General features: G+C 60.9%; 13 protein-coding genes. 6 read left to right on the forward strand and 7 right to left on the reverse strand.

The genetic code is table 11. From position 1 onward, the window contains the following. Positions 1-138: 138 nt before the first annotated feature. Entirely contained in the window at positions 139-2,301 is a 2,163-nt protein-coding gene (gene katE, locus J2Y83_RS29325; protein ID WP_301295071.1) for a catalase HPII, read from the forward strand. 95 nt (positions 2,302-2,396) lie between these two features. Here the strand turns inward: katE and J2Y83_RS29330 are convergent, their stop codons facing one another. Genes J2Y83_RS29330 through zur form a run of 4 tightly spaced genes read right to left on the reverse strand, consistent with a single transcriptional unit; the run spans position 2,397 to position 5,202 of the window. Then, positions 2,397-3,116 carry a PA5502 family lipoprotein gene (locus J2Y83_RS29330; RefSeq protein WP_253400289.1) on the reverse strand — a complete coding sequence of 240 codons (720 nt, stop codon included), beginning with the start codon at positions 3,114-3,116 and terminating at the stop codon, positions 2,397-2,399. Positions 3,117-3,153: 37 nt separating this feature from the next. Beyond that, a complete protein-coding gene (gene znuB, locus J2Y83_RS29335) occupies positions 3,154-3,942 on the reverse strand; it encodes a zinc ABC transporter permease subunit ZnuB (RefSeq protein ID WP_017849020.1) in 789 nt (262 codons plus the stop codon). Then, on the reverse strand, positions 3,935-4,720 hold the full coding sequence (gene znuC, locus J2Y83_RS29340; protein WP_253400290.1) for a zinc ABC transporter ATP-binding protein ZnuC: 786 nt from the start codon (positions 4,718-4,720) through the stop codon (positions 3,935-3,937). Before znuC ends, znuB begins: the two co-directional genes overlap by 8 nt. Then, complete coding sequence (zur, locus tag J2Y83_RS29345; RefSeq protein ID WP_373423786.1) at positions 4,720-5,202, reverse strand: zinc uptake transcriptional repressor Zur; 483 nt, start codon at positions 5,200-5,202, stop codon at positions 4,720-4,722. Before zur ends, znuC begins: the two co-directional genes overlap by 1 nt. Positions 5,203-5,260: 58 nt before the next feature. Here zur and J2Y83_RS29350 point away from each other — a divergent pair, with 58 nt between their 5' ends. Next, positions 5,261-6,190 carry a zinc ABC transporter substrate-binding protein gene (locus tag J2Y83_RS29350; RefSeq protein ID WP_253400291.1) on the forward strand — a complete coding sequence of 310 codons (930 nt, stop codon included), beginning with the start codon at positions 5,261-5,263 and terminating at the stop codon, positions 6,188-6,190. Positions 6,191-6,225: 35 nt separating this feature from the next. Here the strand turns inward: J2Y83_RS29350 and J2Y83_RS29355 are convergent, their stop codons facing one another. Together J2Y83_RS29355 and J2Y83_RS29360 are read right to left on the reverse strand one after the other, a co-directional pair. Beyond that, on the reverse strand, positions 6,226-7,179 hold the full coding sequence (locus J2Y83_RS29355) for a homoserine kinase (RefSeq protein ID WP_253400292.1): 954 nt from the start codon (positions 7,177-7,179) through the stop codon (positions 6,226-6,228). Between the two features lie 56 nt (positions 7,180-7,235). Continuing rightward, entirely contained in the window at positions 7,236-7,526 is a 291-nt protein-coding gene (locus J2Y83_RS29360) for a DUF2782 domain-containing protein (protein WP_253400293.1), read from the reverse strand. A 74-nt stretch (positions 7,527-7,600) separates the two neighbouring features. Between J2Y83_RS29360 and polA the strand changes: the two genes are divergently transcribed. Continuing rightward, positions 7,601-10,375 (forward strand): DNA polymerase I, encoded by a 2,775-nt coding sequence (polA, locus tag J2Y83_RS29365; RefSeq protein ID WP_253400294.1) that lies wholly within the window; start codon positions 7,601-7,603, stop codon positions 10,373-10,375. Positions 10,376-10,643: 268 nt separating this feature from the next. Here the strand turns inward: polA and yihA are convergent, their stop codons facing one another. Beyond that, positions 10,644-11,285, reverse strand: coding sequence for a ribosome biogenesis GTP-binding protein YihA/YsxC (yihA, locus tag J2Y83_RS29370; RefSeq protein WP_099601836.1), 642 nt, complete (start codon positions 11,283-11,285; stop codon positions 10,644-10,646). A gap of 192 nt (positions 11,286-11,477) precedes the next feature. On the opposite strand from yihA, the gene J2Y83_RS29375 reads away from it, so the two are divergent. The 3 genes from J2Y83_RS29375 (at position 11,478) to dsbA (ending at position 13,224) form a co-directional block, all read left to right on the forward strand. Next, the gene (locus J2Y83_RS29375; RefSeq protein WP_247399213.1) at positions 11,478-11,777 is read left to right on the forward strand and encodes a c-type cytochrome; all 300 of its coding nucleotides are present in this window, start codon (positions 11,478-11,480) and stop codon (positions 11,775-11,777) included. Between the two features lie 38 nt (positions 11,778-11,815). Continuing rightward, positions 11,816-12,421, forward strand: coding sequence for a c-type cytochrome (locus J2Y83_RS29380; RefSeq protein ID WP_253400295.1), 606 nt, complete (start codon positions 11,816-11,818; stop codon positions 12,419-12,421). 167 nt (positions 12,422-12,588) lie between these two features. Then, entirely contained in the window at positions 12,589-13,224 is a 636-nt protein-coding gene (gene dsbA / locus J2Y83_RS29385; protein WP_253400296.1) for a thiol:disulfide interchange protein DsbA, read from the forward strand. Positions 13,225-13,230 lie beyond the last annotated feature (6 nt).

Raw genomic sequence — 13,230 nt, forward strand, 5'->3', positions numbered from 1 at the left:
GCGATTTGGCAATAACGCGATCAAAGGTCATAAAAAAGGAACGGTGCAAATTCGTGTCAGTCACTACTTAAGCAACTCGATTTCCCAGGTGCCGTGCCTGGGGTTTGCTCAAACGAGCCGGGGACCGCTCTGGCCACTTTGAATAAGGAGTTTTGTCTGATGAGTACCAAGAAGCCAGCCACCCCGCCGAAGAGCGAACTTGCCGGCACCGATACCCTGGACCGTGGCAACACCAACGCCAAGCTGCAGGCCCTGGAAGCGTTCCGTTCCGATGCGACTGGGCAGGCCCTGCGTACCAACCAAGGCGTGAAGATTTCCGACAACCAGAACACCTTGAGAGTCGGTGCCCGTGGCCCCTCGCTGCTGGAAGACTTCATCATGCGTGAAAAAATCACGCACTTTGATCATGAACGTATCCCGGAGCGCATCGTGCATGCGCGTGGTACGGGCGCTCACGGCTATTTCCAGACCTATGAGAACCATTCGGCACTGACCAAGGCCGGTTTCCTGCGTAACCCCGAGCATAAAACGCCGGTGTTCGCGCGTTTTTCCACCGTGCAAGGCCCGCGTGGTTCGGGCGATACAGTGCGTGACGTGCGCGGTTTTGCGGTTAAGTTCTTCACTGACGAAGGCAACTTCGACCTGGTGGGCAACAACGTGCCGGTATTTTTCATTCAGGACGCGATCAAGTTTCCCGACTTTGTGCATGCGGTAAAGCCCGAGCCGCACAACGAAACTCCTACTGGTGGCTCGGCCCACGATACGTTCTGGGATTTTGTCTCACTGCAGCCGGAATCGGCGCACACGGTGATCTGGGCCATGTCTGACCGGGCCATTCCGAAAAGCCTGCGCAGCATGCAGGGCTTCGGCGTACATACCTTTCGCCTGGTGAATGCAGAGGGGCAGTCCAACTTCGTCAAATTCCACTGGCGCCCTACGGTCGGCACCTGCTCGCTGGTGTGGGACGAAGCGCAAAAGCTCGCAGGTAAAGATGCCGACTACCACCGCCGCGACCTGTGGGAGTCAATTGAAGGTGGCGATTACCCCGAATGGGAATTGGGTGTGCAGGTGATTCCTGAGGCGAAGGAGCACGCGTTCGACTTTGACATCCTCGACCCCACCAAACTGATTCCCGAGGAGGTGGTGCCGATTACCCCATTGGGCAAGATGGTGCTGAACCGCAACCCGGATAACTTCTTCGCTGAAGTCGAGCAGGTCGCGTTCTGCCCGGGGCATATCGTGCCGGGGATCGACTTCTCCAATGACCCGTTGCTGCAAGGCCGGTTGTTTTCCTACACCGACACACAGATCAGCCGACTGGGTGGCCCGAACTTTCATCAGTTGCCGATCAACCAGCCGGTGACGCCTTTGCATAACAACCAGCGCGATGCCATGCACCGCAGCACCCTCGATAAAGGGCGCGCGTCTTACGAGCCGAACTCGATTGATGGCGGCTGGCCGAAGGAAACCCCGCCAGCGGCGCAGGATGGCGGGTTTGAGTCCTATCCGGAGCGCGTCGACGCGCACAAGATTCGCCAGCGCAGTGAGTCGTTCGGCGATCACTTTTCCCAGGCGCGCCTGTTTTTCCGCAGCATGAGCAAGCACGAGCAAGAACACATCATCGCGGCCTACAGCTTTGAACTGGGCAAGGTGGAGCGTGAGTACATCCGTGTGCGTCAGGTTAACGAGATTCTCGCCAACATTGACCTGGAACTGGCCAAGCGCGTGGCGCAAAACCTCGGGCTGCCGGTGCCGACCGAAGGCACGGTGCCAGAGCGCAAAACCCAACCGGAGCGCTCTCCTGCGCTGAGCCAGGCGAATTTACTGTCCGGCGATATCAAGACGCGCAAAGTGGCGATTCTGGCGGCGAACGGTGTGGATGGCGTGGCGATTGCCGCGTTGAAGAAGGCGCTGGAGGCCGAGGGCGCACACGCCAAGTTACTGGGGCCGACCTCGGCGCCGGTCACCACGCTCGATGGCAAGAGTCTGCCGGTGGATGCCTCGATGGAGGGCCTGCCGTCGATTGCGTTCGATGCGGTGTTCGTACCCGGCGGTAAGGCGTCGATCAAGGCGTTGAGTGGGGATGGCGTGGCGTTGCACTACCTGCTGGAGGCCTACAAACACTTGAAGGCGATTGCCGTGGCCAGTGACGCGCAGCCCTTGCTCGACCTGCTCAAGCTCGAGGCGGATGCGGGGTTGATCGTGGGGGCGGATGCCAAGGCGTTCAAGGCGTTCTTTAAAGCGATTGCCCAGCATCGGGTCTGGGAGCGTGAGCTGAAGGCCAAGGCGGTTCCGGCTTAAGTCATCTGCTGTTGGTTAGATCGCCATCGGGGGCAAGCCCCCTCCCACACTGTGAATGCATTCACCGTGTGGGAGGGGGCTTGCCCCCGATGGCTTTATTCCGCCTTGCGCGGAATCAGCACAACCTGCGCCGGAATAGTCTTCAGAATCTGCCGGTGAATCTTCAGGTCGTACCCCGCATCAATGCGCTTGACCCGTTTGCTCAGCAAGGTTGCCAGCCACGGGTAATCCTGGGTGCGCGGTGCCTGGATGGTCACATCGCACTGGTAATTCACCACGTCGGTGGCGATGGCATCCAGCTGATGGCGCAGTTCTTCGATGTCGGTGAGGTTCAGCGCCACGGTGGTGCTTTGCGCAGCCGGGTCGATGACCTTGGCGACGGGTTTGGTTTCGGCGGCCTTGAGGGCGGCCTCGGCTTTGTCCAGCTCGGCTTTGCGCGCATGGGTGATGGCGCTGTTGACGCCACCGGTCAGCGCCGGAGCCTTGGGCATCAATGCACGGGCGCGGCTGAGGGCGGTAGCGGCGGCGTTGACATCACCTTTTTGCAACACGATTTGACTGCGTTGCAGGTAGGCTTCGGCCAGTTGGCGTTGGTAAGCCTCGAGCGCCGGATCGTTGGGCGACTGGGCTTGCAGCGCGGTCAGTTGGTCTTCGGCGGTGGCCAGCTCGCTGCTGGCCAGGTTTTGCTCCAACTGTGCGATGGCGACAGCGCGTGCGTCCTGGGCCTCGGGGGCGGCGGGCGGGGTACTTTGACAGGCGCCCAGCAGCAGGGAAAATGCGGCAAGGAGCAGATAACGGGAGGTGAACGGCTTCATTCCTGCGACTCTCTATTTGCGCAAAAAGCGAGCAAGTCTACACCCCTCGACGAGGCAGGACAAAACTCAGCAGAAACAGGGCGGCCGCCGTGACCACAATCGACGGCCCTGCCGGCGTGTCCTTGAACCAGGACAACGCCAGGCCCCCACACACGGCCAGCATCCCCAGCACACTGGCGCCGATCGCCATCTGCTCCGGCGAACGGGCGTGGCGCTGGGCAGCGGCTGCGGGAATGATCAGCAGTGACGTGATCAACAATACGCCGACAATCTTCATCGCGACAGCGATCACCACGGCGATCAACAACATCAAGGTCATGCGCAGCGCGGGCACGGGCAAGCCTTCCACCGTGGCCAGTTCTTCATGCACGGTGATCGCCAGCAGCGGGCGCCACAGCGTCACCAGCAGCACCAGCACGGCGGCGCTGCCGCCGAGAATCCACGCAAGGTCCGTGGGGCTGATCGCCAGCAGGTCGCCGAACAGGTAAGCCATCAGGTCGATGCGTACTTCATGCATAAAGCTCAGCACCACCAAGCCCAGGGACAGGGTGCTGGGCGCCAGGATGCCCAGTAGCGTGTCGGAGGCCAGCGGCTGGCGCTGTTGCAGGGTCACCAGCAGCACCGCCAGCAGCAGGCAGCCGACCGTCACGGCGATGGCCGGGCTTACATCCAGCAGGAAGCCCAGGGCCACGCCCAGCAGTGCGGCGTGGGACAAGGTGTCGCCGAAATAGGCCATGCGCCGCCAGACCACGAACGAGCCCAGCGGGCCCGCCACCAGCGCCAGAGCCAAGCCTGCCAGCAGGGCGTAGAGCAGAAAATCAGCCATGCTTGCAGCTATCTCCATGAACGTGAGTGTGGGGCGTAGCGGGATCGTCGACCACGGCGCCATGCAGGTCGTGGGCGTGGTCGTGATGGTGGTGATAAATCGCCAGGCTCTGCGCGTTCTTGCCGAACAGCTCGACGAACGCCGGGTCGCCGCTGACTTGCTCCGGGTGGCCGGAGCAGCACACGTGGCGGTTGAGGCACACCACCTGATCGGTGGTGCTCATCACCAGGTGCAGGTCGTGGGAGACCATCAGCACGCCGCAGCCAAGGCGGTCCCGCAGTCGGGTGATCAAGCTGTACAGCTCGGCCTGGCCGGCGACGTCGACCCCCTGCACCGGTTCGTCGAGCACCAGCAATTCCGGTTCGCGCAACAGGGCGCGGGCCAGCAATACGCGCTGCATTTCACCGCCGGAGATGCTTTGCACCGGGCTGTCGATGACCTGTTCGGCACCGACTTCCTTGAGCGCGGCTTGCGCGCGGGCGCGGTCCACACCTGGCACCAGGCGCAGGAAGCGCAGCACAGACAAGGGCAGTGTCGGGTCCACGAAGAGTTTTTGCGGCATATAGCCGACACGCAGTTTGGGCTTGCGCCACACACTGCCGGTGTCGGGCTTGAGCAAGCCGAGCACGGCGCGCACCAGGGTGGTCTTGCCAGCGCCATTGGGGCCGATCAGGGTGACGATCTGCCCCGGTTCGACGCTCAACTGGATGTTATCCAGCACGTTTTGCCCGGCGAACGTGACCCCGACCTGCTCCAGGCGGATTAACGCGTTGCTCATCAAGCCCCCTGGCAACCGGCGCAGAGCCCGACGACTTCGACGGTTTGCCCTTCAACCTTGAAGCCGACGTCGGCGGCGCTCTGGATGATGGCGTCGCTGATGCTTTTTTGCTCAAGCTCAATGGCGGCGTGGCACGTGCGGCAGATCAGGAACTGGCCTTGGTGCGCGTGTTCCGGGTGGTTGCAGCCGACGAAGGCATTGAGCGAAGCGATGCGGTGGACCAGGCCGTTGTCCAGCAGGAAATCCAGCGCGCGGTACACGGTAGGCGGTGCGGCGCGGCGACCGTCCTGTTCGCTGAGCACGCCGAGAATGTCGTAGGCGCCCAGCGGTTTGTGGCTCTGCCAGACCAGTTCCAGCACGCGCCGGCGCAGGGCGGTCAGGCGCAGCCCCTGCCGTGTGCACAGGGTGTCGGCCTCCGACAGCGCGGTATGCACGCAGTGAGAGTGGTCGTGGGGACGGCTGGCGAGCGGTGTTATAGGCATGAGCGGCGGCAGATATTTGATAGAGACGTTATTATGTTACCCGTTCCTACGCCATTGAGTGGTCATCGTGTCCCGACTTTTTCCCGTTTTTGTCGTATTTGTCGCCAGTTTGTTCATCGCGGGTGCCGCTCAGGCGCAGGTCAAGGTGCTGACCAGCATCAAGCCGCTGCAGTTGATTGCCGCCGCTGTGCAGGACGGGGTGGCGGTTCCCGAGGTGTTGTTGCCGCCGGGTGCGTCGCCGCATAACTATGCGTTGCGCCCATCCGACGTGCGGCGTGTGCAGTCGGTGGATCTGTTGTATTGGATCGGACCGGACATGGAAGGCTTCCTGCCGCGCGTCCTCAAGGGGCGCAGCCTGCCGACGGTGGCCGTGCAGGATCTTCCGGGCATGAAACTCCGCCGTTTCGCCGAAGATAGCCATTCCCATGCCGACGATGCCGACGAACATGACCACGATCATCGCCCGGGCAGTCTGGATGCGCATTTGTGGTTGTCGACGCTCAACGCTCGGGTGATTGCCACACGCATGGGCGCCGACCTCAGCGCCGCAGACCCGGCCAATGCCGAGCGTTACCAGCACAACGTGAAGGCGTTCCTGGGCCGACTGGATGCATTGGACGCACGCCTGAAAGCGCGGATGGCTGGCATCCAGGACAAACCCTACTTTGTGTTTCACGAAGCTTTTGATTACTTCGAAGACGCCTACGGCCTCAAGCACGCCGGTGTGTTCAGCGTGGCCGCCGAAGTGCAGCCCGGCGCCCAGCATGTGGCGGCGATGCGCACGCGCTTGCAGGAAGTCGGCAAGACGTGTGTGTTCAGTGAACCGCCGCTGCGTCCGCGCCTGGCAGAAACGCTGGTCGCCGGTTTGCCGGTGAAATTGGCGGAGCTGGATGCGCTGGGTGGCTACACCCCGGCGACGGCCCAGGGTTACGAGCAGGTGCTGGACAAGCTGGGCAATGACTTGGCGGGGTGCCTGGAGTCGCTCTGAAAGACCAGGGGCGGGAGCAAGCTCCCTCCCACATTTTAGAGCGCGAACGGCAGTTGGATCGCGACCTGCTGGCGCTGCGCCAGCCGATGCTCGAACTCCGCAGGGTCATGAATCAACACATCCTGTCCGGCAAACGACTCCGCCGCGATCAGGCGTGACAACCAGAACCGCACGCATGCCACGCGCAACATCGTCGGCCACAACTCGGCTTCCTTCGCGGTGAACGGTCGCAACCCTGCGTAAGCACCCAGTAGCGCACGGGCGCGCTGGCCGTCGAGCACGCCGTCGGCATCCGAGCACCAGTCATTCAGGGCGATCGCTACGTCGTACAGCATCGGGCCTGAGCAGGCGTTGTAAAAGTCGATCAAGCCCGTCAGGTGCGTGCCTTCGAACATCGCGTTGTCGCGAAACAGGTCCGCGTGAATATTCGCGCGCGGCAGGGCGAGGATCTGCGCCTTGTGGGCCTCGATCTCATCCAGCGCGTCCTGCAGCAGGCGTTGCTGCGCTGCGTCCAGGTGCGAAATCAACTGCGCGCCTTCGCTGAGCATCCAGTCCAGCCCGCGATCGGTCTTGCGCTCCAGCACCTTGTCGCCCTGGGTCGCCAGGTGCAGATGGCCAAGCAACTCGCCGACTTGCGCACAGTGCTGGGCGTTGGCGTCCTTGATGTGCTTGCCGGCCAGGCGCGGTTGCAGCAGCGCCGGTTTGCCGGCCAATTCGCGCAGGGCCACGCCGTCGGTGGTGCGCAGCGCGTAAGGCACCGGCAAATCGGCGTCGTGGAGCACGTCGAGCAGTTCGATGAAGAACGGCATTTCCTGCACCGGGCCGCGCTCAACCAGGGTCAGGACGAACTCGCCCTGTTCCAGGCTGACGAAGAAATTGGTGTTTTCGCTTCCCGCGGCGATCCCCTGGAAATCAAGCAGGCGGCCGAGCCCATAAGGGGCAAGAAAGGTTTCCAGCTCGGGCCGAGCCAGGGGGGTGAACACAGACATGGTTAAAACTGCCAGTACGGGCGCCGCGGTGTGCGGCGCCAATTGAAGTTAAGAAATCATTTCCATTCGAAGATCTTCCATGACGGGATCAGCATATCCGGTTGGTCAGAGCGGATGAAATTCGCATCGGTTCCGTCCGCGCGCACCAGGAAATACGGTGGGAAGCCTTTCTTGGTCACCTTGATTGCGTACAGGAAACCGTTTTGACGGTACTCCTGAATGGTTTTGTCGCCCTCTGTGCGAATGGTAACTTCCGGATCACCCGAAGGCGCACTGTCGGCCGCCATGGCAACCATCGGAGCGAATGCAAACAAGCCGGTCAACAGCAGGCGATTGAATGAGCGCATGATAACCTTGTCCCTTTGTTGTCTGTGGTCCGGCTATTCTAGCGCCTGACCCGCCGAAAAGGTTGATCCTGCTCATGAGCCAAGCGCCCCTCGTCCTGGTGGACGGTTCTTCTTATCTGTACCGCGCCTTCCACGCGCTGCCACCGCTGACCACCTCCAAAGGCCTGCCGACCGGTGCGGTCAAGGGCGTGTTGAACATGCTCAAAAGCCTGCGCAAGCAGTACCCGGACAGCCCGTTCGCGGTCGTGTTCGATGCCAAGGGTGGGACCTTTCGCGACGAAATGTACGCCGAATACAAGGCCAACCGCCCAAGCATGCCCGACGACATGCGCCTGCAGATCGAGCCCCTGCACCAGAGCGTGATCGCCCTGGGCTTCCCGCTGTTGTGCGTCGAAGGCGTCGAGGCCGATGACGTGATCGGCACCCTGGCCCGCAGCAGCGCGGCCGCAGACCGCCCGGTAGTGATCTCTACCGGTGACAAGGACATGGCACAGTTGGTCGACGGGCACATTACCTTGGTCAACACCATGACCGGTAGCGCCATGGACGTGGAGGGCGTAAAGGAGAAATTTGGCGTCGCTCCGGAGCAGATCATCGACTATCTGGCGTTGATGGGCGATTCGTCCGACAACATCCCAGGCGTTCCGGGCATTGGTCCGAAGACCGCTTCCGGCTTGCTGGTGGGCGTCAATGGCGGCCTGAAAGAGCTTTATGAGCAGTTGGATATTGTGCCGACCCTGCCTATCCGTGGGGCCAAGACGCTGCCGGCCAAGTTGCAAGAGCATAAGGAGATGGCGTTTCTCTCCTATCAGTTGGCGACGATCAAGATCGACGTACCGCTCGATGTTGGCCTGGACGATCTGCACCTGATCGAGCCGGATCGTGAAAAACTCCTGGAGCTGTATACCCTCCTGGAGTTCAAAAGCTGGTTTGACGAAGTGCAGCGCGACGCCAAGCGCACCGGGCTGGAGGTGGCTGCTCCGGTCATCGATAATGCGCCGGTCGTGAATACCGAGCTCAAGTACGAAACCATTCTCGATCAGGCGCGTTTCGAGGTGTGGATGAAGAAGCTCGGCGACGCCAAGCTGTTCGCCTTCGACACCGAGACCACCGGCATCGATGCGCAGCAGGCGCAATTGGTTGGGTTGTCGTTCGCGGTTCAGCCCTATGAAGCGGCCTACATCCCGCTGACCCATTCCTACATGGGTGTGCCGGAGCAATTGGACCGCGACACGGTCCTGCGCGCGCTCAAGCCGATCCTCGAAGACCCGAGCAAGCTCAAGGTCGGCCAGCACGCCAAGTTCGACATGAATATCCTGGCCAACTGTGCCATCGGCGGTGATCAGAATTGTGGCATCACGGTGCAGGGCATTGCCTACGACACCATGCTCGAATCCTACGTCCTCGACTCCACGGCCACGCGGCATGACATGGACAGCCTGGCGCAGAAATACCTGGGTCACACCACCGTGAGCTTTCAGGATATTGCCGGTAAAGGCGCTAAACAGCTGACCTTTGACCAGATCTCCCTCGAACAGGCCGGGCCTTACGCGGCTGAAGATGCCGACGTCACCCTGCGCCTGCATCAGACCTTGTTCGAAAAACTCACGGCGATCCCCAGCCTGGTCAGCGTGCTGACCGATATCGAGATGCCACTGGTGCCGGTGCTGGCGCGTATCGAGCGCCAGGGCGCACTGGTGGATGCCAAGTTGCTCGGCGTGCAAAGTGTTGAGCTGGGCGAGAAGATGGTCGAACTGGAGCGTGAGGCATTTGCCATCGCCGGTGAGGAATTCAACCTCGGCTCGCCCAAGCAATTGGGCGCGATCCTGTACGAAAAACTCGGCCACCCGATCCTGAGCAAGACCGCCAAGGGCCAGGCGTCGACCGCCGAAGCGGTGCTCGCCGAACTGGCCGAGCAGGATTTCCCGCTGCCCAAGGTGCTGATGCAGTACCGCTCCATGAGCAAGCTGAAAAGCACCTACACCGACCGCTTGCCTGAGCAGATCAACCCGCGCACCGGGCGCATCCATACGTCGTATCACCAGGCGGTGGCGGCCACGGGGCGCTTGTCGTCGAGTGATCCGAACCTGCAGAACATTCCGATCCGCACTGCTGAAGGTCGGAGGATTCGTCAGGCGTTCGTCGCGCCTAAAGGCTACAAGCTGTTGGCGGCGGACTACTCGCAGATTGAACTGCGCATCATGGCGCACCTGGCCAAGGACGAAGGCTTGCTGCATGCCTTCCGCAATGACCTGGACGTGCACAAGGCCACCGCCGCCGAGGTGTTTGGCGTGGAACTGGGCGCGGTCACTACCGACCAGCGTCGCAGCGCCAAGGCGATCAACTTCGGCCTGATCTACGGCATGAGCGCGTTTGGCCTGGCCAAGCAGATCGGTGTCGATCGTAAACAGTCCCAGGCCTATATCGACCGCTACTTCGCCCGTTATCCGGGCGTGCTGGCCTATATGGAGCGCACCCGCGCCCAGGCGGCCGAGCAGGGTTATGTCGAGACGATCTTCGGTCGGCGCCTGTACCTGCCGGATATCAATGCGAAGAACCCGGCGCTGCGCAAAGGTGCCGAGCGCACGGCAATCAACGCGCCGATGCAAGGCACGGCGGCGGATATCATCAAGAAAGCCATGGTCGCGGTGGATAATTGGCTGACCGCGTCGGGCCTGGACGCCAAAGTCATCCTGCAGGTACACGATGAACTGGTGCTGGAGGTTCGCGAGGATCTGGTCGACCAAGTGCGCGACGAGATTCGCCAGCACATGAGCCACGCGGCGACGCTGGACGTGCCGTTGCTGGTGGAAGTGGGCGTGGGTGATAACTGGGACGAAGCGCACTGATGACGTGGTTCTGCCACCCCCCGAGCGTGGTGGCAGAACGCTTTAGAGCCGAAAGCGCCGTCGGTTATTGCAAATAGTTTTTGTACCTGCCGGAACTTAACCCATGAAATGCCACTCAGATTTACTGAATGGGTGGTGAAGCCCTTCAATGCTCCTATGTTGTGTTAAGTGTTGGCAGATATCTGGACCCCGCCCTAGCGGTCCGGAACTTGAACCCCGAACTTCCCCTCCCCTACGAAGTCCGGGGTTTTTTTTGCCTGCGCAAAAGTTACTCGGCGATTTCCGCGCCCTTGTCGGCCAATTCCATCCAGCCGGCCAGTACGGTGTAGGCGTCTTCCAGGCCCATGCGCTTTGGCGCCGAGAACAGCTGGATGGTGATGGTGTCACCCCAACCTTTACGGATTTCCGCCTGCACTTTCAGCAGCGTGTTCTTGGCGGCGCCATAGGTCAGTTTGTCGGCCTTGGTCAGCAGGATATGCATCGGCATGCCGCTGGCGACCGCCCAGTCGAGCATCAGCAGGTCGAAGTCGGTCATTGGATGACGGATGTCCATCATCAGGATCAACCCCTTCAAACTCTCCCGGCCACCCAGGTAAGCCTCGAGGTGACGCTGCCAGTGCAGCTTCAGCGGGATAGGTACTTTTGCATAACCATAGCCTGGAAGGTCGACCAGACGCCGATCATCGTCTAGCTTGAAGAAGTTGAGCAACTGCGTGCGACCCGGGGTTTTCGAGGTGCGCGCCAGGCTGGCGTGGGTCAAGGTGTTCAGCGCGCTGGATTTGCCCGCGTTGGAACGGCCGGCAAAGGCGACTTCAAAGCCCTCGTCATCGGGGCATTGGTCCACTTTGGCGGCGCTGAGCATGAAGGTGGACTGTTGGCACAGGCCGAGGATGGGGTTCTTGAGTTGCATGAGATTTCCGATGTGGGCGGTGCCGAAAAAGGGTGCGGCAAGCGGTGTCGTTTCCGTTTCAGTAGCGCCAGTATATAATGCCGCAGATTTTGTGTGTGCTTTGTCCCAGCGAAGGATGAAGTTCACGGGAGCGATAGACCTTTATTGCGCATTAGAACGCAAAACGCTCCCAAACCCTGAAAAGGTCGATGTATGACCAGATGGTTGCTTGCTATCGGTGTCCTGATGCCGCTTTACGGCGCTCAGGCTACACAGGAACCGGAAGTGGTGTACAACCGAGTTTGCGTGGCTTGCCATGCTGGCCAAATGCCGAACGCCCCGAAGCGGGGTGACCAGGCAGCCTGGGCGCCCAGACTGGCGCAAGGCATGGACACGCTGGTGCAACACGTGACCCAGGGTTTCAAGGCAATGCCGCCGCGTGGTTTGTGCATGGACTGCAGTACCGAGGATTACCAGGCCATCATTGAGTGGATGGTGAGTAAGCCCGGTTAGATAACTCTTTAAACCCTTAGCCGTAGTTGGATTAGCTGATGAACAAACTGATCGTGAGTCTGCTGTTGACCTTGGGCATCACTGGTGTTGCCCATGCTGCAGGCGACGCTACTGCGGGCCAGGCGAAAGCCGCCGTGTGTGGTGCTTGCCATGGACCGGATGGTAATAGCCCGGCACCGAACTTCCCTAAACTGGCCGGCCAGGGTGAGCGTTACCTGACCAAGCAGATGCACGACATCAAGGACGGTAAGCGCACGGTCCTGGAAATGACCGGCTTGCTGACCAACCTCAGCGATCAGGACCTGGCCGATATCGCGGCCTATTTTTCCAGCCAGAAAGGCAGTGTGGGAGCTGCCGATCCGAAGCAAGTGGCCCGTGGTGAAGAGTTGTTCCGCGGCGGCAACCTGGAAAAAGGCATGCCTTCCTGCATCGGTTGCCACTCGCCTAACGGCGCCGGCCTCGCCGCCGCGGGCTTCCCGCATGTGGGTGGCCAGCATGCGCAGTACGTCGCCAAGCAGCTGACGGACTTCCGTGAAGGTAATCGCACCAACGACGGCGATAGCAAAATCATGCAAAGCATTGCCGCCAAGCTGAGCAACAAGGACATCCAAGCGGTTTCCCAATACATTCAGGGTCTGCACTGATCGAAGGCTGCGTTAACGCTCGATTAATCCGTTGATGCAAGCATAAAAAGGGTGGCTTAGGCCGCCCTTTTTTGTGGCCGGTGCCGTTACACTAACGAACTCATGCCCGCGCAGACCTGTCACAACAAAGGTCGCGTGAGGCGACCTTATTTGTCCAGGAGTAAAGCATGCGTAATCTGATCCTCAGCGCCGCTCTCGTCACTGCCAGCCTCTTCGGCATGACCGCACAAGCCGCCGACGTGCCGCTTGTAGCCGGTAAAACCTACGTGGAATTGGCCAACCCAGTGCCGGTGTCAGTGCCGGGCAAGATCGAAGTGGTGGAGCTGTTCTGGTACGGCTGCCCGCATTGCTACGCCTTTGAGCCAACCATCAACCCATGGGCTGAAAAACTGCCCAAGGACGTGAACTTCAAACGCATCCCTGCCATGTTCGGCGGCCCTTGGGATGCCCATGGCCAACTGTTCCTGACCCTGGAAGCCATGGGTGTCGAGCACAAGGTCCACAACGCGGTCTTCGAGGCGATCCAGAAACAAGGCAAGCGCCTGACCAAGCCTGAGGACATGGCTGACTTCGTCGCGACCCAAGGTGTCGACAAGGAAAAGTTTCTGGCTACCTTCAATTCCTTCGCCATCAAGGGCCAGATCGAAGCAGCCAAGAAGCTCGCCGTGGCTTATGGCGTGCAAGGCGTACCGACCCTGATCGTCAACGGCAAGTACCGTTTCGACCTGGGCACCACCGGTGGTCCTGAAGCGACCCTCAATGTGGCCGACCAGTTGATCGCCAAAGAACGCGCGGCCAAGTAAGGGGCC

Origin of the sequence: Pseudomonas marginalis (assembly GCF_024169655.1) — a bacterium.
GTDB lineage: Bacteria > Pseudomonadota > Gammaproteobacteria > Pseudomonadales > Pseudomonadaceae > Aquipseudomonas > Aquipseudomonas paraveronii.